This window comes from Streptomyces sp. SX-6, from assembly GCF_059089585.1.
This window is the reverse complement of sequence record NZ_JBTHHU010000013.1, coordinates 72,070-98,222: the sequence shown is the minus strand read 5'-3', so window position 1 is coordinate 98,222 and position 26,153 is coordinate 72,070. Positions and strand designations below refer to the sequence as shown.

Annotated in this window: 26 protein-coding genes; 15 read left to right on the top strand and 11 right to left on the bottom strand. The window is 72.7% G+C overall.

Annotation, left to right across the window (positions count from 1 at the left end; all coding sequences use genetic code 11):
• Nucleotides 1–50 precede the first annotated feature (50 nt).
• From ACV530_RS18190 to ACV530_RS18180, 3 genes are all read left to right on the top strand, one after another.
• Nucleotides 51–953, top strand: coding sequence for a phosphotriesterase family protein (locus tag ACV530_RS18190; RefSeq protein WP_494333564.1), 903 nt, complete (start codon nucleotides 51–53; stop codon nucleotides 951–953).
• A 241-nt stretch (nucleotides 954–1,194) separates the two neighbouring features.
• On the top strand, nucleotides 1,195–1,797 hold the full coding sequence (locus ACV530_RS18185) for a hypothetical protein (RefSeq protein WP_494333563.1): 603 nt from the start codon (nucleotides 1,195–1,197) through the stop codon (nucleotides 1,795–1,797).
• A gap of 183 nt (nucleotides 1,798–1,980) precedes the next feature.
• The gene (locus ACV530_RS18180; RefSeq protein ID WP_494333562.1) at nucleotides 1,981–2,886 is read left to right on the top strand and encodes a DUF4142 domain-containing protein; all 906 of its coding nucleotides are present in this window, start codon (nucleotides 1,981–1,983) and stop codon (nucleotides 2,884–2,886) included.
• 164 nt (nucleotides 2,887–3,050) lie between these two features.
• On the opposite strand, the gene ACV530_RS18175 is transcribed toward ACV530_RS18180, so the two are convergent.
• The 5 genes from ACV530_RS18175 to ACV530_RS18155 form a co-directional block, all read right to left on the bottom strand.
• Nucleotides 3,051–4,622: an LCP family protein gene (locus ACV530_RS18175; RefSeq protein WP_494333561.1), complete on the bottom strand. Its 1,572-nt coding sequence runs from the start codon at nucleotides 4,620–4,622 to the stop codon at nucleotides 3,051–3,053.
• The gene (locus ACV530_RS18170) at nucleotides 4,615–5,100 is read right to left on the bottom strand and encodes a DUF6542 domain-containing protein (RefSeq protein WP_494333560.1); all 486 of its coding nucleotides are present in this window, start codon (nucleotides 5,098–5,100) and stop codon (nucleotides 4,615–4,617) included. Before ACV530_RS18170 ends, ACV530_RS18175 begins: the two co-directional genes overlap by 8 nt.
• Before the next feature lie 491 nt (nucleotides 5,101–5,591).
• Nucleotides 5,592–5,873, bottom strand: coding sequence for a Sec-independent protein translocase subunit TatA (tatA, locus tag ACV530_RS18165; protein WP_494333559.1), 282 nt, complete (start codon nucleotides 5,871–5,873; stop codon nucleotides 5,592–5,594).
• 112 nt (nucleotides 5,874–5,985) lie between these two features.
• The gene (locus ACV530_RS18160; protein ID WP_494333558.1) at nucleotides 5,986–6,360 is read right to left on the bottom strand and encodes an RNA-binding S4 domain-containing protein; all 375 of its coding nucleotides are present in this window, start codon (nucleotides 6,358–6,360) and stop codon (nucleotides 5,986–5,988) included.
• Nucleotides 6,361–6,561: 201 nt separating this feature from the next.
• Complete coding sequence (locus ACV530_RS18155) at nucleotides 6,562–6,837, bottom strand: hypothetical protein (protein ID WP_494333557.1); 276 nt, start codon at nucleotides 6,835–6,837, stop codon at nucleotides 6,562–6,564.
• Nucleotides 6,838–7,078: 241 nt separating this feature from the next.
• Between ACV530_RS18155 and ACV530_RS18150 the strand changes: the two genes are divergently transcribed.
• The 5 genes from ACV530_RS18150 to ACV530_RS18130 all read left to right on the top strand — a co-directional run bounded on the left by ACV530_RS18150 (nucleotide 7,079) and on the right by ACV530_RS18130 (nucleotide 11,602).
• A complete protein-coding gene (locus tag ACV530_RS18150) occupies nucleotides 7,079–7,615 on the top strand; it encodes a hypothetical protein (RefSeq protein ID WP_494333556.1) in 537 nt (178 codons plus the stop codon).
• A 134-nt stretch (nucleotides 7,616–7,749) separates the two neighbouring features.
• Entirely contained in the window at nucleotides 7,750–8,418 is a 669-nt protein-coding gene (locus tag ACV530_RS18145; protein WP_494333555.1) for an IclR family transcriptional regulator domain-containing protein, read from the top strand.
• 50 nt (nucleotides 8,419–8,468) lie between these two features.
• Nucleotides 8,469–9,581 (top strand): PP2C family protein-serine/threonine phosphatase, encoded by a 1,113-nt coding sequence (locus ACV530_RS18140; protein WP_494333554.1) that lies wholly within the window; start codon nucleotides 8,469–8,471, stop codon nucleotides 9,579–9,581.
• A gap of 97 nt (nucleotides 9,582–9,678) precedes the next feature.
• Nucleotides 9,679–11,076, top strand: coding sequence for an MFS transporter (locus ACV530_RS18135; protein WP_494333553.1), 1,398 nt, complete (start codon nucleotides 9,679–9,681; stop codon nucleotides 11,074–11,076).
• Between the two features lie 58 nt (nucleotides 11,077–11,134).
• A complete protein-coding gene (locus ACV530_RS18130) occupies nucleotides 11,135–11,602 on the top strand; it encodes a MarR family winged helix-turn-helix transcriptional regulator (protein WP_494333552.1) in 468 nt (155 codons plus the stop codon).
• An 18-nt stretch (nucleotides 11,603–11,620) separates the two neighbouring features.
• On the opposite strand, the gene ACV530_RS18125 is transcribed toward ACV530_RS18130, so the two are convergent.
• The gene (locus ACV530_RS18125; RefSeq protein WP_494333551.1) at nucleotides 11,621–12,019 is read right to left on the bottom strand and encodes a cupin domain-containing protein; all 399 of its coding nucleotides are present in this window, start codon (nucleotides 12,017–12,019) and stop codon (nucleotides 11,621–11,623) included.
• Nucleotides 12,020–12,071: 52 nt separating this feature from the next.
• Here ACV530_RS18125 and ACV530_RS18120 point away from each other — a divergent pair, with 52 nt between their 5' ends.
• Nucleotides 12,072–13,064, top strand: a complete 993-nt coding sequence (locus ACV530_RS18120) for a GlxA family transcriptional regulator (protein WP_494333550.1) — start codon at nucleotides 12,072–12,074, stop codon at nucleotides 13,062–13,064.
• On the opposite strand, the gene ACV530_RS18115 is transcribed toward ACV530_RS18120, so the two are convergent.
• On the bottom strand, nucleotides 13,061–14,050 hold the full coding sequence (locus ACV530_RS18115; protein ID WP_494333549.1) for an NAD-dependent epimerase/dehydratase family protein: 990 nt from the start codon (nucleotides 14,048–14,050) through the stop codon (nucleotides 13,061–13,063). The genes ACV530_RS18120 and ACV530_RS18115 overlap by 4 nt on opposite strands.
• An 81-nt stretch (nucleotides 14,051–14,131) precedes the next feature.
• Here ACV530_RS18115 and ACV530_RS18110 point away from each other — a divergent pair, with 81 nt between their 5' ends.
• From ACV530_RS18110 to ACV530_RS18100, 3 genes are all read left to right on the top strand, one after another.
• A complete protein-coding gene (locus tag ACV530_RS18110) occupies nucleotides 14,132–15,598 on the top strand; it encodes an FAD/NAD(P)-binding protein (RefSeq protein WP_494333548.1) in 1,467 nt (488 codons plus the stop codon).
• A gap of 183 nt (nucleotides 15,599–15,781) precedes the next feature.
• Nucleotides 15,782–16,753: a hypothetical protein gene (locus tag ACV530_RS18105; RefSeq protein ID WP_494333547.1), complete on the top strand. Its 972-nt coding sequence runs from the start codon at nucleotides 15,782–15,784 to the stop codon at nucleotides 16,751–16,753.
• A gap of 224 nt (nucleotides 16,754–16,977) precedes the next feature.
• The gene (locus tag ACV530_RS18100) at nucleotides 16,978–18,129 is read left to right on the top strand and encodes a Cmx/CmrA family chloramphenicol efflux MFS transporter (RefSeq protein ID WP_494333546.1); all 1,152 of its coding nucleotides are present in this window, start codon (nucleotides 16,978–16,980) and stop codon (nucleotides 18,127–18,129) included.
• A gap of 1 nt (nucleotide 18,130) precedes the next feature.
• Here ACV530_RS18100 and ACV530_RS18095 read toward each other — a convergent pair whose 3' ends face one another.
• Nucleotides 18,131–18,979, bottom strand: a complete 849-nt coding sequence (locus tag ACV530_RS18095) for a sulfurtransferase (RefSeq protein ID WP_494333545.1) — start codon at nucleotides 18,977–18,979, stop codon at nucleotides 18,131–18,133.
• 59 nt (nucleotides 18,980–19,038) lie between these two features.
• A complete protein-coding gene (locus tag ACV530_RS18090) occupies nucleotides 19,039–20,556 on the bottom strand; it encodes an MFS transporter (protein WP_494333544.1) in 1,518 nt (505 codons plus the stop codon).
• Between the two features lie 132 nt (nucleotides 20,557–20,688).
• Here ACV530_RS18090 and ACV530_RS18085 point away from each other — a divergent pair, with 132 nt between their 5' ends.
• Together ACV530_RS18085 and ACV530_RS18080 are read left to right on the top strand one after the other, a co-directional pair.
• Entirely contained in the window at nucleotides 20,689–21,978 is a 1,290-nt protein-coding gene (locus tag ACV530_RS18085; protein WP_494333543.1) for a cytochrome P450, read from the top strand.
• A gap of 54 nt (nucleotides 21,979–22,032) precedes the next feature.
• Nucleotides 22,033–23,487 carry a glyceraldehyde-3-phosphate dehydrogenase gene (locus tag ACV530_RS18080; protein ID WP_494333542.1) on the top strand — a complete coding sequence of 485 codons (1,455 nt, stop codon included), beginning with the start codon at nucleotides 22,033–22,035 and terminating at the stop codon, nucleotides 23,485–23,487.
• A gap of 45 nt (nucleotides 23,488–23,532) precedes the next feature.
• Here ACV530_RS18080 and ACV530_RS18075 read toward each other — a convergent pair whose 3' ends face one another.
• Nucleotides 23,533–24,189 carry a response regulator gene (locus ACV530_RS18075; RefSeq protein WP_494333541.1) on the bottom strand — a complete coding sequence of 219 codons (657 nt, stop codon included), beginning with the start codon at nucleotides 24,187–24,189 and terminating at the stop codon, nucleotides 23,533–23,535.
• A 195-nt stretch (nucleotides 24,190–24,384) separates the two neighbouring features.
• Here ACV530_RS18075 and ACV530_RS18070 point away from each other — a divergent pair, with 195 nt between their 5' ends.
• Entirely contained in the window at nucleotides 24,385–24,849 is a 465-nt protein-coding gene (locus ACV530_RS18070; protein ID WP_494333540.1) for a universal stress protein, read from the top strand.
• Nucleotides 24,850–24,854: 5 nt separating this feature from the next.
• Here the strand turns inward: ACV530_RS18070 and ACV530_RS18065 are convergent, their stop codons facing one another.
• On the bottom strand, nucleotides 24,855–26,129 hold the full coding sequence (locus ACV530_RS18065; RefSeq protein ID WP_494333539.1) for a hypothetical protein: 1,275 nt from the start codon (nucleotides 26,127–26,129) through the stop codon (nucleotides 24,855–24,857).
• Nucleotides 26,130–26,153: the final 24 nt, after the last annotated feature.

Sequence of the window (26,153 nt, the reverse complement as noted above, 5' to 3'; positions counted from 1 at the left end):
TCTTGCGTAACGGTTGAGGCGTTACATACATGCTTCGGAGGGCATCACCCATGAGCACGGTCCGTACGGTCCTCGGCGACATCCCCGCCACGGAGCTCGGGGTCACCGACGCGCACGACCATCTCTTCCTGCGCAGCCCGCAGTTGCCCGGCCAGGAGCTGGACGACCCCCGCGCCGCGGCCGGTGAGCTCCGCGCCTTCGGCGCGGCGGGCGGCCGGACGGTCGTGCAGTGGACCCCGCGCGGGATGGGCCGGCGGCTCACCGACGCCGCCGAGGCGTCGCGGGCCACCGGCGTGCACGTCGTCGCCGCCACCGGACTGCACCAGGCCGCGCACTACGCCGGGGACGTCCTCGCCCGCGTCCGGGACCGGCTCGCGGAGCTGTTCACCGCGGACCTGACGACGGCTCCGGTCCGCGCGGGCCTCGTCAAGGTGGCCGGGGGCTTCCACGGCCTCGACGCCCACGCCCGGCACACCATGACCGCCGCCGCCGAGGCACACCGGGCGACCGGCGCCCCCGTCGCCGTCCACCTCGAACTCGGCACCGCCGCCCTCGAGGTCCTCGACCTGCTCTGCGGCGAGCTGGACGTACCGCCCTCGAGCGTGCTCCTCGGCCATCTGGGGCGCTGCCCGGACACCCGGGTGCAGCGCGCGGCGGCCCGGTCCGGCGCGTACCTGGTCTTCGACGGGCCGTCCCGCGCCCATCACGCCACCGACTGGCGGCTGTTCGACGAGCTGGCCGCCCTCGCGGAGGCGGGCCACGCCGACCGGATCCTGCTCGGCGGCGACACCACCACGGCCTCGGCCCGCGCCTCGTCCGGGGGCGGCCCGGGCATGCCGTACCTGCTGCACACGCTGCGCCCCCGGCTGGAGGCCGAGCTGGGCGGGGAGTTCACGGACAGGGTGTTCGTCGCGAATCCCGCGCGGGCGTTCGCGGTGGACTGGCGGGCGTAGGCCGCGGCACCCGGGCCTGACGACGCGTCGGCGGTACGGGACCCGTCCGGCGTAGCCGGGGAGGTGAATCTCCGGGCTCCGCCTGACGAGGCGACAGCTGACGCTCCATCGGAGCGAAGCCGACCCGGATGGCTGACCGACGCGGCGTCAGCCCGGTGCCGTGTGCGGCGGCTTCCGATTGCGGGGTACGGGGACCCGGCTCAGGGTGACGACAAGATCCCTAACCCTGAAGGAGCCACCCATGGAAGCCCTTCGCGGCACAACCCTCCTCACCGCCGGTGTCGTGTGCGGCACCCTCGTCCTCGGCCCGGCCGCGCCCGCCGTCGCCGACGGCGGGCGGCCGGCCCCGGCGGTCAACCCCGTGGCCGCCGGGACGCCGAACGACGTGCGCCGGATCTCCGGTGACGCGCTCAGGTCCATCGACACCGACCGCTTCACCACCGGGGCCGTGGAGGTGGCCCGGGAATGCGACGCGACGCCCAACCGGAGCGCGGAGCTGAACGGCCGGTGCGCCGCGGTCAAGGGCCGGCTCGACGCCCTCACCCGGGACCGGGCCGAACTGCAGCGGCAGTCGACCGCGGCCCTGCCGGACCGTGCGGCGGTCTCGCGCGCCTCGGAGGAATCCACCCGGGTCAGGGACGAGCTCGCCCACGGCTGGGACCGCGACCGGGGCCGCGACGGCGGCGGGCTGCTCGGCGTGGTCACGGGCCTGCTGGGCACGGTGACCGGGCTCGTGCCGGGGCTGCTGAACACCGTGTCCGGGGCGGCCACCGGGCTGGTGGGCGTCGCGGGCGGGCTGCTGTCCGGCCTGGTGCACACGCTGACCGGGCTGCTCGGACGCTGAGGTTCCCGCAAAGCGCAACCGGTAGTGCTCCATTGGGGGGACTGAAGGTGTCCGGCGGGCAGGCGGCGGCCTGCCCGGGGGCAGTCATCTGCTCTGCGAGGGGCGCGACACGCGTGCCCCTCACCGGACCGGCCCGCGCGACGATCCGCACCGCGGGGCCGTCGAAGAACGGAGCAACGAACGATGCGCATGCGCTACCGGGTCACGACCGTGCTGGCGGCTCTCGCCCTGGCGACGACAACCGCCGGAACGGCCCTCGCCACCGAGGACGACCACGACGAGGAGTTCCTGACGGCCTTTCACCACGGCAACCTGGCCCAGATCGCCGCGGGGCGCGACGCACAGATCGGCGCCGTCTCCCGCTGTGTGAGGGAGACCGGCCAGACCCTCGTGCGCGACCACACCCGGCTGGACGACCGGATCAAGGACCTGGCGTCGCAACAGCGGTTGTCCCTGCCCCGCTCGGCCGCGAACGAGCAGCAGGACCTCCAGGAGCTCCAGGACATGAGGAAGAAGGCGCACACCATCCAGTACGACCTGACGTGGCTCCAGTCCGAGGACACCGGGCACGTCAAGGCCCTTCAGCTGATGGACTACGAGAAGGAGAAGGGGACGGACATCGATGCCCGGGACCTGGCCGCCAAGGCCCGGCCGGTCATCGCCAAGCACCTCGACATGGTCCGTGACTGCATGTTCGGCATCAACCTGCGGCAGTCGCGGTCCCAGCGTTCGTCGCAGCAGGAGCGTCCGACGCAGACGGGACGTTCGACGCAGGCAGGGCGCTCGACCCAAGCGGGACGTTCGACCCAGGCAGCACGTCCGGCCCAGACAGGACGTTCGACCCAGGCCACGCGTCCGACCCAGACGGGACGTTCGGCCCAGACGTCCCGTCCGGCCCAGACAGCGCGCCCGGCTCAGACAGAGCGCTCGCCCCAGGCACAGCGTCCGGCCCAGACGGGACGTTCGACGCAGGCGGGCCATGAACGCGTCACTCGCCCCGCTGATGTCACCCGGCACAAGGTCACCGGCGTCACCGGCGTCACTGGTGAACACCACAGCGCGCCCTCCGCGAGCGACACCAACTGGTAGGGCCGATGCGGCGGCCCCGCCGCTGACGCTGTCGCGGCCGCGCGGAACGCGAAGGACATGGTTCCCCCGGTGGTTGTCCTGTCCCCGGCGGTGCGCCGGGGACAGGGGATCCGAGCGCACCATCCGGGTCACGTCAACACATCACGCATCACAGGGAGTTGACGTCAGTCGACGCAGGGGATGCCGCCCATCTTCACCGTCGGCCCCTGGAAATCGTCCGACGACACCGGGGAGGGGTCGCTCTTCTTCGTCTTGTCCTGGCCGCCGGCGTGCGGGGCCGGGCCGGGTGTGCCCGTCATCTTGAAGCCGGGTCCGAGGGTGACGACGACGTGCCCGGCGGGGACCGCGGCGCTGGAGGTCGCGCTCACGCCCAGGCCCGCGGCGATCTGCTGCGCGGCCGCCTCCGCGCCCGGCCCGTGGACGACCGTGGTCGCCCCCGCCGCCGGGGCGTTGGCGATCCGTCCCGCCCGGTAGCCCAGCGCGGACAGGGCCTTCGACTCCGCCGCCGCGGCGCCCGACGCCCCGGAGGCGTTGCGGACGTCCACGGTCGTCGAGGCCGCGTCCGCCGGCACGGCGGGCGACGGCGACGCCGACGGGCTCGAGGCGGCGGCCGCCTGGCCGATCATCGACTGGACGAGGGCCCGCACCTTCACCGGGTCGACGAGGTTGACCGCCTCGCCCTTGCGGTTGGCGAACCCGGCGATGGGCAGCGTGTGGAACTCCGCGTTGCCGCCGGTGAGGTTGGGGGCCTGCTGCGCGAAGTCGAGGATGTTCCACCGGTCGTCGAGGACGACGTCCTTCTTCACGACGTCGAACAGCCCCTGAAGCTTGCCGAAATCACCCCAGACTCCCTGGGACTTGAGCTTGTGGGTGACCGAGGAGATGAACGCCTGCTGACGGTGCGTCCGGTCGAGGTCCCCGTTCGTCAGGCCGTGCCGCTGCCGGACGAAGGCCAGCGCCTGACGTGCGTTCAACTCCTGTGGCCCGGCCGGGAAATCGGCTCCCGAGTACCGGTCGTGCACCGCGTGCTTCAGGCACACCGGGACCGGCTGCACGACCTTGGCAATGTCGTAGAAGCCGAGCAGGTTGACCTCGGCGAAGTGGTCGATCGGCACCCCGAGGAAGTCCTGCACGGTCGCGAGGGTGGCCTCGCGCCCCGCCTCGCGGCTGCGCTGTTCCAGCTCCGCGCCCTTGACGCCCTCGGCGGTGAGTTTGTCCTGGGCCTCGGCCTTGGCGATGCCGTAGGCCTCCTTGATCTTGTGCTCGCCCCGGCCGCCCGCGATCGGGACGTAGTCGTCGCGCGGGATCGAGAAGGCCGTCACCTTCCCGCCGTCCGCCGGGATGTGCATGAGGATCAGGGTGTTGGTGTTGTAGCCGCCGATCTCACTGGATCCGGCGTGCAGTTCCTGCTGGACGAACTCCTTGGGGAGGTCGTCGCCGTTCATGTCCTTGCGGCTGTCCAGGCCGATCAGCAGGAGGTTGACCGAGTCGTCCAGCTTCTTCGGCCCCTTGCGCAGCGCGTCGAGGGCGCTGGAGGTGATCAGGCCGTTGTTGAGCCAGTGGTAGGCGAGCCAGCCGGTGCCGCTGGTGACCATGATGGCCGCCGAGGAGAAGCAGATCGCGATGCGTGCGGCGGCTCCCGGGCTGGTGCGCCGACGGCGCTGGCTGTTCGCCGTCCGGTCGGGGGTCCGGCCCCCGGTCCTGCGGTTTCCGTCGGTACGGCGGGGTTCACGCACGGCTCGTCCTCCCGCCTCGTCCGGACCGTACGGTGCGCGCCACCAGCACCGCGACCACGATGACCTCGGCCGCCGCCATGGCCGGGAAGGTGTCGTTGGCCCAGCGCAGCACCTCGGTCATCGCCGCGGCGGCGGCCGCCCTGCCCTGGGGGTGGGAATCGTCCGTCAGCAGCCCCGCGCACAGCGCGACCGCGGCGACGACGGGCGGCGGCACGGCGGGCACCCACCAACTGCCCGGCCGTGCACAGGCCAGGGCCACGAGGCCGGCGGCGACGGTGGCACTGAGCACATAGATCCAGCCGAGTCCGGGGCCGGTCGCCTCGTCGACGGCGGCACCCAGCATCACCACCGCTCCCGACAGGAACAGGGCCGTCCTGGCCTCCAGGACCGGCGGGGACTCCGGGCTCCGCCGCGGCGCCGGTCTGCCGGCCGGCCGGGGCCGGCCGGACTCCCAGGAGCGGGCCCTCTGGCTCGGCAACCGGGCCGAACCACGGGCCGCAGGACCTCGCCCGGAGCCCTCCTGCCACATCCGATCTCCCAGGGCACCGGGCGGCCTGCCCCCCATGCGCGCTCCCATCCTGTCGGCAGCCGCGTCACGCGGCGGCCTGTGCGACTTTTCGGCATCCGCCCGCGGCCCTCCGGGCCTTACCCGGCAGCGCGGATGCAAGCGATCCGGACCAAGCTCGACTTGCTCGATTGCGCAATATAGCAAGTATTCCGATGCGGGCCGCCGGGCCTTTCCACGCGGTCCCGCCACCGCCCGACGGCACCGCCGGGCCCATGACCCCGGCCCGGCGCGGGCGCTTCACGGACTCCTCCGACGCACCGTCCGACACCCCCGCCCGTCCGCGGAACTTCCACCGGAGGGTCAACGAGCTGCGGCCGGGTACGGTGACGGCCACGCACCGGACAAGTGCGTGGCCGTACCGTCCCGGCCGGAACGGAAGATGCCCGAGAGCTGCTCCGAGGTCAGCGGGGAGTGGTGTCGCTCTCGTGGACGGGTCGGGCGGACGCCACATCTCCGGGCGCCGCCTGGATGGTGTGCGGCTTCGCCTCCGCGTTGGCCGTCCCCTGCGGCGTCGACGCCGTCGAGGCGGTCTCCTCCTTCATCGCCCTGGTCTCGCTCTTGAGAATGCGCAGGGACTTGCCCAGCGCCCGGGCCGTGTCCGGAAGCCGCTTAGAGCCAAAGATCAGGATTGCCACGATCACTACGACAAGCAGGTGCCAGGGCTCCAGGCCGTTTCGCAGCATCCCGCCTCACCTCTTCCCCTCGGTCGCCAAAGCCGTCGTCCGGCGAATGTCTCCAGCCGCCACTATACGTGCCTTGTTCCACTATCAGACCGGCGCTGCGGACAGCCGGGTCTCATCGGCCGCGCAGCTCGTCCAGCTCGCGCCGGTCGCGCTTCGTCGGCCGGCCCGTGCCCCGGTCCCGCACACCGGCCAGGGCCACGTGTTCGCGCGGCGGGGGCAGCGGGCTGTTGTCGACGTAGCAGTCGGCGGCGACGGGCGCCCCGACCCGCTTGCGCACGAGGCGTGTGACGACCACGATCCGCTCCCGCCCGGCGTGGAAGAGCCGCACCTCGTCCCCGGCCCGCAGCGCCTGGGCGGGCTTGACCCGCTCGTCATTGACTCGCACATGCCCCGCCCGGCAGGCCGCGGCCGCCAGCGAACGCGTCTTCGTGAGCCGCACGGACCAGATCCAGCTGTCGACCCGCACGGCCCCCTCGTCTGCAACCATGCCTCCGACTCTAGGGCCTGTCCGATGGGTCAGTGCGGGCCCTGCGGCGTCTGGTGCGGTGCATCGCAAGGCGGAGCATCACCCGCGTACTGGGCGTACTCGGGTGATGCGACAACGCGGCGAGGTGCCGTGCCAGGCGCCGCAGGGCCCGCGCTGACCCATCGGACAGGCCCTGGCCAGCCGCCGTGCGTCCGGCTGCTGTCACCCGGCCAGCGATATCGCCTGGATGACCAGGACGACGTGGAGCAGCAGGCACATCGACCAGGCCTGCGCCTCCCTCACCCCGCCGCGTACGACGCTCACCCAGCCCGCGGCCGTCAGGGCCGTCGCGACGCCCCAGACCGCCCAGGCGGCCACCAGCCACGGCGCGGACCGGTCGGACAGGATCCTGATGAGCAGGGCCGGCGCGAGGAAGAGCAGGGGCAGCGCCCATGTGGCCTCCGTGGCCGGGCTCTTGCCGGTGCCGGTGACGGTCATTCCGGTCCTTCCTTCCATGCGCGACATCCGTGCGTGACATCCGTGCGTGACATCCATGCGTGACAGGTGCCTCTTACATACACGTCGTCGCCACCGCGGTGCCATGGCGCGGAACACCTCACGAGGCACCCGACTCCCGCTGCCCGCACGGGAGTTGGTGTTGACTTCTGCGGTTCCGTGTGCGAAAGAGGGGGTGGCGTGTCCACGCCATCCTCACTTTCGGTCGGGAGGGAACTCCACGATGAGTACGACGAGATGGTCGAACCGCACACGGACGGCGGCCTGCGCGGCCGCCGTCGCCTTGATGGCGAGTGCGGGCATCGGACTGACCGCACCGTCTGCTCTGGCCGACACCGTGTCGGTCGGCTACACCTGCACACCGCCCGCGCCCAGCGGCGTCAACACCCTCCAGGTGACGGTGACGGCGCCCGCCAGCGTCCCGCAGGGCGGCACCGCGAACCTCACGGTGAGCGCGGCGACCCAGCTGACGGCGCCGGTGACCCTCCCGGCCGGCACCGTGACGGCCGAGATGAACCTCACCCTCGGCGGATCGGCCTCCGGCACGGTGACGGCCTCGGGCGCCACCAACACCTCCGACATCGCGGCCGGCTCCACCGTGTCCGTGGCCGGCGGCACCGCCTCCGCCACGCTCACCACGGCCGGCACCGCGACCTTCACACCCGGCGACGTCACCGTCCACGTCTTCGGCGCGACGGTCACGTGCACGCTCGCCGACACGGCCCCCGTCGCGGCGAGCACCGAGGTCACGGCCTCGTAGCGGCGGAGTGTCCCCCGACCGGTGGACCCCGGGTTCCCCCGCCCGTTCCGCCGGCCGGGGGACCTCGCCCGCGCCCCGCCCGGTCCTAGCCTTGGCTCACGGAGCAGCGTCCCGAACCGTGAGGAGGCTCACCGATGCACCGGTCCCGAGCACTCGCCGCCGACACCGCGGCCGTACTGCGGCTCCTGGCCCGCGACCCGGACCACGGCGCGACCGTCCGCAGGCTGACGGCCGTGCTGCACCTGCCCGCCACCACCGTCTGCGACCTTCTCGAGGGCCTGCGGACCGAGGGGCTCGTCCGCTACGACGCGAGCACGCGGTCCTTCCGCCCCGCCGGCCCCCTGCGGCCCGCGGAGGAACCGGCCCCGCCGGATGCCAACGACGTCCGTTCCGCCGCGATGACCTGGGCCGACGAGCTGGCGGCGCACAGCGGCATGAGCGTGTCCCTCGCCGTCGTCCACCCCGACGGGGCGCAGCTCGTCCACCACGTCTTCCGGCCGGACAACACCCCGCAGCGGCTTGAGACCGGTGACGTCCGTCCCGCGACCAGCGCCGTGGCCCGGGTCCTGGCCGCCCCGGACCGCGGTGAGCGGTGCGTGCACGCGGCCGACACCGATGACCGGGCGACCGCGTCGCTGGCCGTCGCCGTACCCGCCCCGGACTCCGGCGCCTGTGCCGCCGCCCTGTGCCTGACCGGCCCGTGCTCCTGTCTGGATCCCGCGGGCCGGGACGCGGGGCGGTACGAGGCGCTGCTGCGCAGGACCGCCGCCGCGATCTCGTCGGAGCTCGCCACGGCGCGGTGACCGTTCGCGCCCGGTCCGCCCACGGCTGCACCCTGGGGTGGGAGGCAGTCATGACGCGAGACCCGGGCCGCGACGGTCCGCCACCGGTCCTCCCCCGCCATGCGCGGCTGCTCGTCGCGGCCGCCTACGGTCTCCTCGTCGCCGTCGTCGCGACGGACCTGATGACCGGCCCCCGCTGGACCCTCTCGCCCGTGCTCGCCACGGCGCCCGTGCTCGCCGGCATCGGCACCCGGCGTGCCCGGGTCCCGCTGGCGGTCGGCACGGTCGCCACCGGGCTGACCGTGCTGCTGGCCCTGACCAATCGCTTCGTGCCCCTGGCCGTCCACGTGGCCACGGGCATTTCCGTCCTGGCGATCACCTGCATCAGCACCGCGAACGTCGTGCTCGTGGCCACGCGCGAGCGCGAACTGCTGCATTCGCGCTCCGTGGCCGAGGCGGCGCAGCTCGCGCTGCTGCGGCCGGTCCCGGAGCGGATCGGCGGGCTGCGGGTGGCGGTGCGCTATCTGGCGGCGGCCGCCGATGCCCGGGTGGGCGGGGATCTGTACGAGGTGCTGGCGACCCCGTACGGGACCCGGCTGCTCATCGGCGACGTGCGGGGCAAGGGGCTGTCCGCCGTCGAGACCGCGGCCGACGTGCTCGGCACGTTCCGCGAGGCGGCCCAGGTCGAGGTCGATCCGGGTGCGGTGGCGCGACGGCTCGACGCGACGGTGCTGCGGCGCGGGGTCGGCGAGGAGTTCGTGACCGCCGCCCTGCTGGAGGTGCCGACGGGGAGCCGCGACGAGGCCGTGCTGGTGAACTGCGGGCATGTGCCGCCGCTGCTGCTGCGGGCGGGGAAAGTGATCGAGCTCGCGGCGCACGCGCCCGGCGCCGACGCCGATCCCCCGCTGGCCCTGCGGAATCTGGCCGCCGGGCCGTACCACGGCGAGAGGTTCGCCTTCCGGAAGGGCGATCTGCTGTTGCTGTACACGGACGGTGTGACGGAGGCCCGGGACGCGGACGGGCGCTTCTACCCGCTGCAGGAGCGCCTGGCGGGGATGCCGGAGGGCACACCGGAGACGCTGGTCGACCGGATCGTCGCGGATCTGCTGGCCCATGCGGGCGGAGCTCTGTCGGACGACGCCGCCCTGCTGGTCGTCCGCCGGGAGCACAGCCGGGAGCACTGAGAGAACGACAGTTAACCTTGCAAGATTCTCTGATTAGAAGTTAGCCTTCCTTCTATACGCGCGTGCGATGCATTCCACGACGACGAAGGAAGACGTGATGTCCAGCAGCGTGACCCTCACCGCGCCGGCACGCGGTGAGGAGAGCGGCTTCGGCGCCCGGTTCGTGGCGCCGGTCATGGTCGGCTCGATGCTCAACCCCATCAACTCCACCATGATCGCCACGGCGCTCGTCCCCATCGGCCGGGCCTTCCACGCGGGCGCCTCGGCCACGGTCTGGCTGATCGCGGGGCTGTACCTGGCCAGCTCGGTGGCACAGCCCGCGCTGGGCCGGGCCGCCGACCGGTTCGGCGCCCGGCGGGTGTACGCGACGGGCCTGGTCCTCGTGGGCCTGGCCGGCCTGGCCGCGCTCGCGGCGGACTCGCTCGGCGAGCTGATCGCGGTCCGCGTCCTCATCGGCATCGGCACCTCGGCGGCCTATCCCGCCGCGATGGCCATGATCCGCGCCCAGTCGGTCCGGCTGCGGCAGGAGACCCCGGGGCGTGTGCTCGGGGCGCTGACGATCGCCGGCCTCTCCAGCGCGGCACTCGGCCCGGCCCTGGGCGGTCTGCTGGTCGGCCTGGCCGGCTGGCGGGCGGTGTTCGTGGTGAACGTGCCGCTCGCCGTGACCGGACTCGTGCTCACCCTGGCCTGGCTGCCGAGGGACGAGCCGCGCACGGGCCCGCGCACGGAGAGCGCCTGGACCGCCCTCGACCCGCTGGGCATGCTGCTGTTCACCGGCGTGATCCTTCCGGTGATGCTCTTCCTGAACGACCTGCGGCACCCCTCCTGGCCGCTGCTCGCTCTCGGCGTCGTCATGGCGGCGGCACTGGGGTTCTGGGAGCTGCGGGCCCGGCGGCCGTTCCTCGACCTGCACATGCTCGCCGCCAACCGGCCGCTGGTGCGCACGTATCTGCGCTACGGGGTGACGTTCCTGGTCATCTACTGCATCCTCTACGGCTGGACGCAGTGGCTCGAGGAGGTCCGGGGGTACTCCCCCTCGGTCACCGGCGTGATCCTGCTGCCCATGAGCGCGGTGGCGGCGCTGTGTTCGTGGTGCGCGGCGCGGCGCACGCGGGTGCGCGGGCCGCTCCTGGCCGGGACCGCCGCCATGGTCGTGGCCTCGGTGGCGCTGGCGTTCGCCGGGCCGCACAGCCCGGTGGTCCTGCTGGTCGCGATCGGTGTCGTCTTCGGGCTGCCCAACGGCCTCAACACCGTCGGCAACCAGGCCGCGATGTACGCCCAGGCCCCCGCCGAGCAGACGGGCGCCGCGGCGGGACTCTTCCGGACCTCGCAGTACATCGGCGCCGTCGCCTCGTCGAGCCTCATCGGCCTGCTGTACGGGGAACGGGCCACCACCGGCGGGCTGCGGACGATCGCGATCGTGCTGAGCGTCCTGGGCGCCACCCTCTTCCTCGCCACCCTCGCGGACCGCGGCCTGCGCCGCCGGGACGGCTGACCGGCACAGCGACCGACCGGCACGGCGGCGGCCCTTCTTCGGAAGGTACCCTTTCGTCATGACGGCCCACGAGCAGCAGCCCCTCGCCCCCTCCGACCCGACGGAGCTGAGCGAAGCGGCGTCGAAACTGCGGGCTCTGGCCGGTCAGTTGACGCGGCGTCTGCGCGCGGCCAACGAGGGCGAGAGCGTGACGCTGTCGCAGGCGTCCGTCCTCGGCAGGCTCGACCGCCACGGCCCCGCCACCACCGCGGACCTCGCACGGGCCGAGCGGGTGCGCCCCCAGTCGATGGGCGCGACCGTGAGCGGCCTGGAGGAGGCGGGGCTGGTGCAGCGCTCGCCCCACCCGAGCGACCGCCGGCAGGCCATCATCTCCCTCACCCCGGAAGGGGTCCGGCAGATCGCGGAGGGCCGCCGCACCAAGGAGGGCTGGATCGTCCAGGCTCTGGGCGAGCGGCTGGACGACCGGGAGCGGGCCGTCGTCATCGAGGCGATCGACCTGCTCACGCGGCTGACCGAGGACGCGTAGCGCCTCAGGCTCCGGCGGTCAGCCGAGCGCGTGCCCCGTGGTCGCGTCGACGTGATCGGGAACCTCTTCGTGCCGGTCGCCCACGGTCGGTGTGCCGGTGGGCTCGAACACCAGGATCGACGCGCCGTCCGCCGAGGACGGCTTGTGCTCCACCCCGCGCGGGACGACGAACACCGACCCCTTGGGCAGCACGACGGCGCGTTCGCGCAGAGGCTCCCCGTCGCGCAGCGCGATGGTCAGTTCGCCGTCGAGCACCATGAAGAACTCGTCGGTGTCCTCGTGGACGTGCCAGATGTGCTCGCCGGCCACCTTGGCGACGCGGACGTCGTAGTCGTTGACCTGCGTGACGATGCGCGGGCTCCACAGACGGTCGAAGCTGTCGAGGGCGGCCTGCAGAGCGATGGGCTTGTTGATCATGCGGTCATCATCACCCGTGACGGGACGCCCCGGACAGTGCTAGGAATCGCATATGCCGCAAGAATCCTCGCATCCCGCCGCGGACCGGCCCCACCGCGTCGCCGTGATCGTCGACGAGGGGTCCAACCCCTTCGAACTGGGCGTCGCCACCGAACTGTTCGGCCTGCGCCGTCCCGAACTGGGCGGGGCGTGGTACGACTTCACGCTCTGCTCGGCCACCCCGGCCGTGCGCATGCACAACGGGTTCTTCACGCTGTCCGGGGTGGCCGGGCTGGAGGCCGTGGAGACCGCCGACACCGTGATCGCGCCCAACCGGCCGGATCCGCTGGCAGGGGCGGACCCGGCGGTGCTCGACGCCGTCCGGCACGCGGCGGGGCGCGGTACACGCCTGGTGAGCTTCTGCAGCGGCGCCTTCACCCTCGCCGCGGCCGGTGTGCTCGACGACCGGCGGGCGACCACGCACTGGCGGTGGGCCGAGGAGTTCACCCGGCTCTTCCCCGAGGTCCGGCTCGAGCCGGACGTGCTGTTCGTGGACGACGGCGACGTCCTCACCGCGGCGGGCAGCGCGGCGGCGCTCGACCTCTGCCTGTACCTGATCGGCCGTGACCACGGCGCCGAGGCCGTGAACACGGTGAGCAGGCGCCTGGTCTTCACGGCCCACCGCGAGGGCGGCCAGCGGCAGTTCATCGAGCGCCCCCTGCCGGCCGCGCCGGACGCGTCGCTGGCCCCGGTGCTGTCCTGGGCCCGGGAACGCCTCGACCGCCCGCTGGCCGTCACGGACCTGGCGGCGCGGGCGGCGGTCAGCCCGGCCACGCTGCACCGCAGGTTCCGGGCCGAGCTGGGCACCACCCCGCTGGCCTGGCTGACCGCCGAACGCATCGCGCTGGCCTGCCGGTTGATCGAACGCGACGAGCTGCCTCTCGACGCGGTGGCCCGCGCGAGCGGTTTCGGTACGCCCTCCAACCTGCGGGCGCAGATGCGCCGCCGGACCGGGCTCAGCCCCTCGGCGTACCGCCTGCGGTTCGGTCAGCGCGCCGGCTGCTAGGCGACGGCCCCCAGGAGCCGCGCCTCCCGTTCCGGGTCCAGGCCCACCGGGGGGAGCCCCGCCCGCAGCGGCGCCTCCCCGCCCAGCTCCTGGAGCCACTCCCACGTACTGGTCACCGTGTCCGCGACGGAGCGGCAACGCAGCCCGGCGGCAAGGGCCTTGTCCGCGCTGCCGCCGAATATCGCGTCGTGCTCCCCACCCGGCGGCAGCCAGACCGGCAGCTCCGTCCACGGCCGCACCCCGGCGGCGAGCAGCGGCTCCGGGTCCGTCCAGCACAGTTCGGCATCCGCACCGGTGACCCGTACGCAGGTCTCCAGCAGCTCGGCCATGGTGGTCCAACCGGGCGGGCTGATGAGGTTGTACGCGCCGTCGAGGCCCCGCACGGCGGCGTCCAGGCCCCAGGCGGCGAGGTCGCGGACGTCGATGAACTGCAGCCGCGAGTCGCGCGGCCCCGGGGCGAGGACCCGGCCGCCGCGGGCGATCCGCCGCAGCCACCACGGCAGCCGCCCGATGTTCTCCCGCGGGCCGAGGATCACCCCCGCGCGCAGCAGCAGCGACCGGTCCCCGAACGCCTCGGCCGCGGCGAGTTCCCCGCCCCGCTTGTCCTCCGCATAGGCAACCTCGCCCGCGTCGGGGGAACCGTCCACCAGCGGCCCGTCCTCCGCGAGACCGACCGGGCAGGGCTGCCGGTAGACGGAGCGGCTGGAGACGTAGACGTACCGCCCGGCGCGGTCCGCCAGGACGCGGGCCGCGTCCCGCACCGCGGACGGCGCGCCCGACCAGGTGTCGACGACGGCGTCCCACTCGCCCCGCTCCAGTGCGGCGAGGCCGTCCGCGGCCGTACGGTCACCGAGCAACGCGGCGGCGCCCGGCGGCGGTTGATGGCGGCCCCGGTGGAAGACCGTCACCTCCCATCCCCGCGCCAGCGCCTCCTCCGCGAAGGCGTGCCCCACGAACTCCGTCCCACCCAAGATCAAGAGCTTCATGGTCACGACCTTGCCTTTCCGGCGCCGTTTTGGGAACCTCCGCATGCTCACAGCGAAACCCGGAGTTCGGGAGGCAACGGCTTGTCGGCGAGCGGACGTGACGTGGTGATCGTCGGTTCCGGGGTCGCCGGGACCAGCGTCCTGACGCACCTGGTGGAGGCGCTGGTGCGCCCGTCCGGCCGGGCGCGGCACGGGGTCCGTACGATCCGGCTGGTGGACCCGCGGCCGCCCGGCTGGGGACTCGCCTTCGGGGACCCCGATCCCCTGCTGCTGTGCAACAGCGCCGCCGGCATCAACTCCCTGTCGGCGGACCGGCCCGGCGACTTCGTCGACTACCTGCGCGGCCACGGCTGGACGGGCCACCCGGACGACTGCGTTCCCCGGGCGCGGATGGCCGAGTACTGCCACGACCGCCACACACGGGCCCGCGCGCTGGCGGCCGCCCACGGCATCGCGACGGAGCACGTACGGGCCGGCGTGCTGTCGGTCGGCGTGGACGGCGGAGTGCGACGCGTGCGCCTGGACGACGGCCGGGAGCTCACCGCCGACGACGTCGTGGTCGGCACGGGCGTGCACCGGCCGCGGGTCCCGGAGGGCTTCGCGGGCCTCACGGACCACCCGCACTACCTGGACAGCCCGTATCCGGCCACCCGCATCGCCGGGGAACTGCCGCCGGACCGACGGGTGCTGGTGCTCGGCACCCGTCAATCTGCCGTGGACGCGGCCCTGTTGCTGTGCCGGGACGGCCACCGCACGACCATGACCTCGCCGTCCGGTCTGCTGCCCGCGGTGCGGCACTCGCTCGCCGCGCCCGTACGGGACTTCCCGCCGCTCGAGCGCATGGCCCGCCTCGACCCCGCCGATCCGCTGCTGGAGTCGAGGCTGACGCGGTGCGTGGTGGAGGCCGTCCGGCTGCTCGGGCGGCGCCCGCTGCGGGAGCAGACCTCGCGGGCCGGGGACCCGGTCCGGCGCCTCGCGGAGGAGACGGCCCTGGTGGAGGCGGGCACCTGTCTGTGGCCCGGGGTGTCGGTCCCCGTGGTCGAGGCGGGGATCGCCCTCGGCGCCGCGCTGCCCGCGGAGCGCCGCGGAGAACTGCTGGCACACTTCGACCGGTTCATCGGCCGCTTTCTCACCTCGCTGACCGTGGTCAACGCCCGCCGTCTGCTGGGGCACTTCGGCTCCGGCGTCCTGGACCTGGCCCACTCCTACCCCCGCTCCTTCACCCACGACGGGGACGCGTGGCGGGTGTCCTGGCCCGGGGCCGGCCCCGTCTCCTTCGACCTCGTCGTCAACGCCACCGGCTTCCACCCGCCCGAACTGCACTGGGACGAGGACGGCACGGCACTCCACCTGTCCCGGCCGACGGGGAGCGCCGGGGTCGTCGACCGGCTGGAGGCCGACCTGCGGGTGCGCCGCCGCCCCGGGGCGCCGCCCGAGCGTGTCTGGGTGGCCGGCGTCGGCACCCACATGCGCATCCCGTTCTCCAACCATCTGCGCAATGTCACGCGCCAGGCCCGCCATGTCGCCGACCAGCTCGCGGGAGGGTGAACGGGGGTGAACGGGGGTGGGTGAACAGCCGCCGCGCATGGCGGGATCCGGGCCTTGCCGGGCCCGGGGCGGGGCGGTGGATACTGACCGCGGCAGGCGGCGGAGCCGGTTGTGTGCCCCGTTCCGCATCCCGGTTTCCGCGCCGAGGCTCTTCGCCCACCGCCCACCGGAGGAGATGGCCCCATGGCGATGGTCCGGACGCGTCGCAGCGGCAGCGGCAGCGGTGTTCTCAGCCTTCCCCGGACGGCCACCGGGTTCGACCAGGTCTTCCACGCCCTGCGGGCGCACAGGCCCCGCGTCGGCCGCGAGCTGCCGGGCGAACCGCGCTGGCGCAGCGAGTACGTCGTACGGAACGCCACCGGGCCGCGGGTGACCCTCCAGGAGTTCGGCTACGCGTCCCGCGAACTGGGCCGCGGCGACGGGAGGACGGACGACACCGCGCTCGTGGGACCGCTGCGGATCCTCACCGCCGACGGTCTGGAGTGCCTCACCGAGGTGTGCGACCGTCTCGAACCCTCGGCGGGCGAGAGCGAGTTCATCGCGACGCGGCGGGTGCGCAGCGCCGACCTCATGTCGCCGTTCGTCAACAACATGATCCGGGACCGGGAGTTCCTGCTCGCCTGCTCCCGCCTGGTGGGCGTGCCGTTGATCCCGCACCCCTTGCGGATTCCCACCGCCCAGATCAACTACTTCGAGGGCCGGGGCCGTACCGAGATCGTCAAGTGGCACCGCGACGGCATGGACTACGTGTTCACGATCCAGCTCAGCGGCCAGGACGAGTACGAGGGCGGGCGCTTCCTCTACTTCCACGGCCGCACCGGCGAGTTCGAGGACGTGCAGAAGGACGACCCGCGCATCCGGGAGGCGGACTGCGGGGAGCGGGGGGCGACGCTGTTCCTGCACGGGAGCCGCATCTTCCATGCGGTCACCCCGGTCACGAAGGGCCGCCGGGTGACGCTGGTGATCTCCCTCTTCTGCCCGTACTTCGCGCGGCGGGACTCCAATACGTTCTGGCATCTCGCGGCCGACGACGGGATCGCGGCCACCGTGCCGTGCTGGCTGCGGCTCAAGTGGCCGGTGCGGGAGCCCGCGATGGACTTCAGCATGCGGGCCGGGAGCCCGGTCATCACCTGGGAGGACCTGCGCCAGGGGTAATGAATCCCCTCGACAGGGTGGGACGGGTGTGACGACAATGCATCCGTGTCCAGTCCCGAGTCGTCAAGACCCAGGCCACCGGTCGTCCGGTGGCTGCTCGTGATGCCGCGCTGAAGTCCCGTGCCCCATGGGGCCGTTCGGCGTGCCCGGCTTCGACTCGCGCCACCGGATCACCGTTCCGCGCAGGTGTTTTTCCATCCATGACGTGGCTGCGGAGTTCTGCTGTGCCTTTCGTTCTCTACCTGCTCGGACTCGCTGTGTTCGCGCAGGGGACATCCGAGTTCATGTTGTCCGGCCTCATCCCGGACATCGCGCACGATCTGCATGTGTCCATCCCCACCGCGGGGTCGCTGACGTCGGCGTTCGCGGCGGGGATGATCGTCGGTGCGCCGCTGATGGCGGTGTTGAGCATGCGGTGGCCGCGACGCCGGTCGCTGCTGGTCTTTCTGACGGCCTTTCTGCTCGTCCATGTCGTCGGTGCGGTCACGACCGACTTCGGGGTGCTGCTGGCGACGCGGGTCGTCGCCGCTCTGGCCAACGCGGGCTTCCTCGCCGTGGCCATGGCGGCCGCGACCGCGATGGTGCCGCCGAACGCCAAGGGGCGCGCCGCTTCCGTACTGCTCGGCGGTGTCACGCTGGCCTGTGTCGCGGGGGTTCCCGCCGGTGCGCTCCTCGGCCGGGTGTGGGGGTGGCGCTCCGCGTTCTGGGCGGTGGCGGTCGTGTCGGTGCCGGCCGTGGTGGCCATCCTGCGCTCGGTGCCGGCCGGCTCCTCCGGTCCGGCCCCCGCGGGCGCGCGGGGTGAGCTGCGGGTGCTGCGCGATCCGCGGCTCATGGTGACCCTGCTGCTGGGTGCCCTGGTGAACGGGGCGACGTTCTGTACGTTCACCTATCTCGCGCCGCTGTTCACCACCGTCACGGGCATCGGCTCCGCGTGGATGCCGGCCGTACTGGCCCTCTTCGGTGCCGGCTCGTTCGCCGGTGTCACGGTCGGCGGCCGGGTGGCGGACGCGCGGCCCGCCCTGCTCCTGGCGGTCGGCGGGGCGGCGCTGCTCGTCGGCTGGGTCGTCTTCGCGGTAACGGCCGGGAACCCGGTGGCGGCGCTCGTGTGCGTCTTCGTCCAGGGCACCTTGTCGTTCGCCGTGGGCACCACCCTGATCTCGCAGGTGCTCTACGCGGCGGCCGGAGCGCCCACGCTGGCGGGCTCCTTCGCCACGGCCGCGTTCAACGTGGGCGCGGCCGTGGGCCCGGGCATCGGCGGGCTGGCGATCGGCGCCGGGTTCGGCTACCGATCGCCGCTGTGGGTCAGCGCCCTGCTGGTGACCACCGCACTCGCCATCACGGGGGCGGTGCGGGGAATGCGGCGCCGTACGGCCTGAGTCACGCCCCGACGGCCACCTCCCGCTGCGGGTCCGCGACCCACTCGCTCCAGGAGCCGACGTACAGGGCGGCCTCGATCCCGGCCAGGTGCAGGGCCAGGACCTGGTGGGCGGCCGTCACGCCCGAACCGCAGTAGGCACCCACGGTGGTGCCGGGCGTGACGCCCAGTCCGGCGTAGCGCTTGCGGAGGTCGGCGGGCGGCAGGAAGAGGCCGTCGGGGTCGCTGTTGGCGAAGGTGGGGGCACAGACCGCACCCGGGATGTGACCGGCGACCGGATCCAGCGGTTCGGTCTCGCCTCGGTAGCGCTCGGCGGCCCGGGAGTCCAACAGGACGGCACTGGCGGCGAATTCGGGGACCTGATCCACCGTCAGCATGGGCATGCCGCCGGGCACCGCGGTGACGTCGCCCGTCGCCACGGGCTCCGCGGGGCCCTCGGCGACGGGCAGCCCGGCGCGCACCCAGGCCTCGTACCCGCCGTCCAGCACCCGGACCTCGCCCCGGTGCCCGAAGTAGCGCAGCATCCACCACAGCCGGGCGGCGATGGTGGAGTCGCGCTGGTCGTAGACGACGACCGGGCCGTGCTCGCGGATGCCGAGGCGGCGCGCGGCGGCCTGGAACTCCGCTGCCTCCGGCAGCGGGTGCCGGCCGCGGGCGCCGGCCGGGGCGGCGAGGTCGGCGTTCAGGTCGGCCCGGACGGCGCCCGGGATGTGGCCGGCGAGGTAGAGCTCCAGCGGGGTCGGGCCCTTGTGGGTCGAGCGGAGGTCGATCAGCACGGGCGGTGCGTCCGCCGCGAGGCGTTCCTGCAGTTCGGGGACCGTGATCAGCACATCGGTGTCGTCGTACGGCACGGGGTGACGCCTCCTCGTTTCCGGTTGCCCCCGGATCCTAGAACACGCCCCCGCGGGCGTCAGTGGCCGCCGGTCGCCTTGAAACCGCGCGGCACCAGGCACACCGTCAGCACCGTCACCACGACCACGATCCCCGCCGAGACGTACGAGGTCGTGGTCAGGGCGTCGTCGAAGGCGGCGCGCGCGGTGTCGAGCACCTGGCGTCCCGTCGCCCCGCCGATGTCCTCCGCGACTTCGACGGCGCCGCCCACGGAGCCCCGGGCGGTGGTCAGATCGCTGCCCTTCAGGGGCAGCCGGGACATGTGGCCGGAGAAGACGGCGCCGTGGATGCTGCCCAGCAGCGCCACCCCGAGGCCGACCCCGAGCTCGTAGCAGGTCTCGGACACGGCGCCCGCCTGGCCCGCGCGTTCGGGCGGCACCGAGGAGACGAGCACCGAGGCGGACGCGGTGATGGCCAGGCCATCGCCGAGACCGAGCATGGCCAGGACGACGGCGACGACGGGGTAGCCGGTCGGCTCCGGGCTGACGGCGAGCAGGACGAACCCCGCGGCCAGGGCGCCCAGGCCGAGCCCCAGCACGGCGCGCACCCCGATGCGGTGCATCACCCAGGGCGAGGACAGGGCGCCGGCGAGCATCGCCAGGGCGGACGGCAGGGTGCGCACACCGGCCTGCGACGGCGAGTAGCCGTGGACGTACTGCAGCCACAGCGACAGCAGGAACAGGGCGGCGCCGATGGCGAGCATCGCGAGCAGGGTGGCCAGCGCGGCGGCCAGGAACGGGCCGTTGCGGAAGAGCCGTACGTCCAACAGCGGGTCTTCCAGGCCGAGTTGGCGCCGTGCGAACCATGCCAGCAGCAGCACGCCTAGGACGAGCGCGGCCAGGTCCTCGGGGGCCGTGCTGCCCTTGGCCACGTGCTTGATGCCCCAGGCCAGCGCCACGATGCCGGCGATCGACAGGACCGCCCCGAGCCAGTCGAGCCGCCCGGCCTGCGGGGCGCGGTACTCCGGCAGCAGCCGGATGCCGACCGCCACCGTGACCACGACGACCGGCACGTTGACCCAGAACGCCGCGGCCCAGCCGAAGCGTTCGACGAGCACACCGCCGACCAGCGGCCCCACGCACGCCCCCGCGCCCGCGACGGCGGCCCAGACGCCGATGGCCAGGGCACGCTCCCTGGGGTCGGTGAAGATGGTGCGGATCAGCGAGAGCGTCGAGGGCATCACCATGGCGCCGCCGATCCCGAGCAGCACCCGCCCGGCGATCAGCTGCCAGGTGCTGTCGGAGGTCGCCGCGACGACCGAGGCCGCCCCGAAGAGCACGAACCCGCCGAGGAAGAGCAGCTTGCGGCCGTAGCGGTCGCTGACGGCCCCGCTGGTGACCAGCAGTCCGCCGAGGACCAGGCCGTAGATGTCGATGATCCACAGCTGCTCCAGCGGCCCGGGCCGCAGATCCTTGATCAGCGAGGGCAGCGCGACATTGAGGATGGTGGCGTCCATGGCGACCAGCAGCAGGCTGGCGCAGAGCACGGCGAGCATCGCCCAGCGGCCCGCACCGGCGGGCGAACGGGTCGGCGCCATGGATTTCACCGCCTTACGTGCCGATTGATCCAGTTGACCGGAGGCCCATCCGGCGCGCAACCGGGCGCTGTATGCGGCCGCTCTGAGACCGTGGTGCCCTGTGAACCGGACTCCCGGCGAGGAGGCACGACCATGAACATTCCCGGTCCCGAGCCCCGCGCGGACGGTGGCGTCGGCGCCATCGCGGCAGCGGGTGGTCTGCACACCTACCAGTTGCGGCTGCACGCCGAGTACGGACCCGTCGTACGGTTCCAACTCCCGGGCGCGGCAATGGCCGTGTCGGTCGCCGACCCGGTGCTGCTGGAGGCGACGGCTCATATCGACAAGCGGCCGGAGCGGCTCTTCGCGTTCCTGGCCCCGCTGTTCGAGGCGGGCAACCTGCAGGTGATGCCGGCCGACGAGCACACCCCGTTACGGCGCCTGCTGCTGGAGGTCCTGGCCGGGCGCCCGTCCCACGAGCGGCACTTCGCGCGCTTCACCGCGCTGGCGACAGCGCTCGCGGACGACTGGGCCGGGCAGGCCGGCAACGGGTCCGTCGAGCTGCAGAAGGACCTCACCGCACTGTCGCTGCGGATGATCTGCGAGTACGCGCTGGGCGGCCAGGCCCCGGATCCGGACGGTGTCGTCACCGCCTTCGAAGAGGTGCTCACGGACAGCACGCGGGCGGAGAAAGCCCTCGGCTACCTACGCGCAACGGTCGACGAGATCGTCGCAGCCCACCGTGACGACAGCCGCGCGGACAAGAGCGACCTGATCGGGGCACTCGTCGAAGCCGGTGATCGCCCCGCGCGGATCCGCGACACCGTCATGATGACGATGCTGGCCGCCCACCACACGACCGGGATGGCCGTCTCATGGACCCTCCATCTGCTGGGACGGCATCCCGAAGTGGCCGAACGCGTCGCCGACGAGCTGGACCGCGTGCTCGGTGACCGCGCCGCGCCCGCGTACGCCGACCTCCGGCGGCTCGCTTATCTGGACATGGTCCTCAAGGAATCGATGCGGCTCTTCCCGCCCGGCCCGTACGGCGCGCGCGAGACGACCGAGGCGCTCGTCCTGGGCGACTACGAGATCCCGGCCGGGACAACCGTCTTCTATCCGTTCTGGGCCGTGCACATGAACCCCGACCACTGGCCCGAGCCCGAGAGGTTCAGGCCCGAGCGGTTCACCCCGGAGGAAACGGCCGGGCGGCCGCGGCTGGCCTACATCCCCTTCGGGCTCGGCCCGCGCGGCTGCGAGGGCGCCGCCCTGGCCATGGTCGAGGCCGAGCTGGTCCTGACCGTACTGCTCAAACGCCTCCGGTTCCGCCCCGTGCCCGGACACGAGGTGGTCCCCACCGAACGGTTCGTGCTCCGGGCGGCCGGCGACATCCGCATGACAGTGAGCCCCCGCTCCGCACCGCGCTCCGCACCGCCCGCATGATCAAAACAGAGAGGGGTTAGCATGTGAGCGCCTCCTAGCTCGAAAGAGAAGCCTGTGACTGTCAACGACGACTCGTTCACTGACTGGAAGAACCGCGAGGAGATCGCGGAATCGATGATCCCGATCATCGGGAAGCTGCACCGCGAGCGGGACGTCACGGTCCTGCTGCACAGCCGCTCCCTGGTGAACAAGTCGGTGGTCAGCATCCTCAAGACCCACCGGTTCGCCCGGCAGATAGCCGGAGAGGAACTCACGGTCACCGAGACGCTGCCGTTCCTGCAGGCTCTCACCACGCTCGATCTCGGCCCCTCGCAGATCGACATCGGCATGCTCGCCGCGACGTACAAGACCGACGACCGCGGTCTCGGGGTGGCCGAGTTCACCGCCGGGGCCGTCGCCGGTGCCACGGGCGCCAACAAGCTCGAGCGCGGCGAGGGGCGCGACGTCGTCCTCTACGGCTTCGGCCGGATCGGCCGTCTCGTCGCCCGGCTGCTGATCGAGAAGTCCGGCTCCGGCAACGGGCTGCGGCTGCGGGCCATCGTCGTGCGCGGAGGCGGCGGCCGGGCCGCCGAGGATCTCGTCAAGCGCGCCTCGCTGCTGCGGCGCGACTCCATCCACGGCCAGTTCCAGGGCACGATCACCGTGGACGAGGCGAACAGCACGATCTTCGCCAACGGCAACGCGATCAAGGTGATCTACGCCGACAGCCCGGCGTCGGTGGACTACACGGCGTACGGCATCAAGGACGCCATCCTCATCGACAACACCGGCAAGTGGCGCGACCGCGAGGGCCTCTCCGAGCACCTGCGCCCCGGCATCGACAAGGTGGTCCTGACGGCGCCGGGCAAGGGCGACGTCCCCAACATCGTCCACGGCGTCAACCACGACACGATCAAGCCGGACGAGCGGATCCTGTCCTGCGCGTCCTGCACCACCAACGCGATCGTCCCGCCGCTGAAGGCGATGGCGGACGAGTACGGCGTCCTGCACGGCCACGTGGAGACCGTCCACTCGTTCACCAACGACCAGAACCTGCTGGACAATTACCACAGCTCCGACCGCCGCGGCCGCTCGGCGCCGCTCAACATGGTCATCACCGAGACCGGCGCCGCCTCCGCCGTCGCCAAGGCGCTCCCGGACCTCAAGGCGAAGATCACCGGCAGCTCGATCCGGGTTCCGGTGCCGGACGTCTCGATCGCGATCCTCAACCTGCGGCTCGCGCGCGAGACCTCCCGCGACGAGGTCCTCGACTACCTCCGCAATGTGTCGCTGGCCTCGCCGCTCAAGCGCCAGATCGACTTCATCACCGCCCCCGACGCGGTCTCGAGCGACTTCATCGGCTCGCGGCACGCCTCGATCGTCGACGCGGGCGCCACCAAGGTCGAGGGCGACAACGCGATCCTCTACCTCTGGTACGACAACGAGTTCGGCTACTCGTGCCAGGTCATCCGGGTCGTCCAGCACGTCTCCGGGGTGGAGTACCCGACCTACCCGGCCCCGGTGGCCTGATCCCCGTCGGCCGGCGCCGGGCGCCTGGTGCCCGGCGCCGGCCGGTCATTCCAGCAGTCCCCGCCGCATGGCCTCGGCGACCGCCGCGGCGCGGTCGGAGACGCCGAGCTTCTCGTACAGCCGCTGGGTGTGCGTCTTGACCGTGCTCGCCCCCAGGTACAGCTCGGCGGCGAGCTGCGGGATGCTCTTGCCCTCGGCGAAGCCGCGCAGCACCTGCTGTTCGCGTTCGGACAGGACCGCGGTGTCCCGGTCGGCCCGCATACGGATTTCGTCGACGAGACCGTGGGAGAGTTCCTCGGCCACCACCTGCTTTCCAGCGGCGACTTTCAGTACGGCGCTGACGATTTCCGACCGCTTGGCGTCCTTGGCCAAATAGCCCGCGGCCCCTTCCTGGACCGCCCGGTAGACCACGGCGCCGTCGGTCGTCGCCGACAGCAGAATGGTCCGGGTCGGCAGCCCGTCCCGGACGGTCGCGTGAATCACCGCGATTCCGTCCAGCGTGGGGAGCCGGTAGTCGATGAGGGCCACCGCGGGCTTGAACTCGCGGATCGCGGCCAGGGCCTCCGCACCGTCCCCCACCTCGGCCAGCACGGTGATCCGGCCGCTGAGCTGCAGCCCGCGGGAAACACCTTCGCGGTAGACGGGATGGTCGTCCGCCACCACCACCGTCACGTCTTTGCCGGAACCGGAATCGGACACCATGTCTCGTCACTTCCGTATGCGTGTCGATGTCCTCGACGTTCTCTGTCAACCATAGGTGCATTTTCCGGGTGCCCGCCGATCGGGGGACATCCCCTCCCCCGTTTTCTCGTCCTTCGGCCCGATACCCCGGCGGAAAAGCCATTCCTAGCCTGGACGGGACCCGAGGAAGCGGGACCCGAGGAAAGGCGGAGGAAAATGTCGCAGTCGGTCAAGCGCGTAGTCGTCGGTGTCGACGGTTCGCCGAGCAGCGTCGCGGCCCTCAGGCAAGGGGCGCACGAGGCCCTCCGGCACGACGCCGCCCTGTGTCCCGTGCTCGCCTGGTCCCCGCCGGGCGGCGAGGCGGCCGATGCCGTCCACCCCGCCCCCGCCGACGTCCGTGCGCACTGGGAGATGGACGCTCGCAGGGTGCTGACGAAGACCTGCGAGAAGGCTTTGGGCGCGGCGCCGTTCGGGCCGAGGGTGCTGCCGAGGACCGTCCGCGCGGACGCGGGGCCGGCCCTGGTGGCGACCGCCCGGCACCGCACCGATCTGCTGGTGATGGGGGCCGGCAGCCAGGGTCTGTGGCACCGCCTCGTGCACGGTTCGGTGAGCCGGTACTGCCTCCGGCACGCCGGCTGCCCCGTCCTCGTCGTCCGCCCCGACGAGGAGGACACGTCATGAGCGCCTCAGCCCTCCGCGAGCTTGCGCTCGAAGGTCACCGTGGGGAAGTTCCACGCGTGGTCGAGGACTTTCGCCCCGAAAATCTTCAGCTTGGCGAAGAACGAGCCGGTGAGGTCCGTGCCCCCGTACAGCCCCCAGCCGGTGCCGCCCGTGCCGCCGTGCGCGGTGGCCTTGAGGTACGGCATGAAGTCGGCCTCGACGCCCACCGCGCCGTAGAGCCCGAGCTGGGTGCGGGTGCCGACGCCGGCCTTCGCGGTGGCCGAGCCCTCGATGCGCGCCGGGGTGCCCGTGGTGGTGGGCTCGGGGCCGGAGAGCGCGCTCCAGCCGTGGTCCGCGTCGTAGCGGGCGCCGACCTCGAGGTGCCCGTCCGTGCGCTGTTCGGCGTCGACGCTGATCTTCCCGTCGGCCGAGATGTCGTAGAAGTAGTCGACCTTGAGGTTGAGCACGATCGGCACGGGGCCCAGCCAGACGGTCTTGTTGACGTCGACCTCGGCCGCGGGGATGTGCAGCGGCTTGTGCCCGGTGTCGTACGAGGCGGTGCCCTCGGCGTGGGCCTTGAAGCCGTAGGAGTAGTCGGCCGCCGTGCCGATCGTCGCCCGGGAGGGTGCGACCGAGTACCAGTGGGCGCGCTCGTACGAGAAGAGCAGCTCGGGGTGGAGCTCCAGCCAGCCGGACAGGGCCTTGGAGTTGCCCTGGGTGGGCTTGACGCCCGGGGGCATGGGCACGTCCACGTCGAGCCGGACGCCTCCGCCGCCGGACTGCCCGGCGGACGCGGTGCCGCCCTTGGTGAGCGGCTTGACCTTGAGGTCGGCCGCCGTGAGAGGCAGCTTGAGGTCGGCCTTGGCGTCGCCGAGCGCATCGGTCAGCTCGGCCGGGGCGGTGTCGACCGCCACCGAGCCGTCCTTGCCCGGGTGCACGGCGACGACCTTGACCAGCGCGCCCTGGGGCGCGGCGGCGACCGGGGGGCTCGCTATCACGTCGCCCGTCTTCAACTGCCCCGCGTTCTGCAGGCCGTTGGGCTTCTTTCCGGCGAGCACCGCATGTCCGCCGGCGGCGTCGTAGCCCGTGAGCCGGGCGTCGCCGAGCGGCACCTGGGTGACCTTGCCGTCGCCGCCCGGTCTGACGACGGAGACGGCCTCCTTGTCGCCCGGGCCGTCGCCGGCCTTGAGCACCGGCGGGGTCCGGTCGCCGGAGTCGGCGGCCGCGGGGACCGCGGCCAGCGGGGCCGCCAGGCCCGCGAGCAGCAGCGGGACCAGCAGGGAACGGGGTGAGAACTTCATCGGCTTCCTTGATTTCCTTCCGGG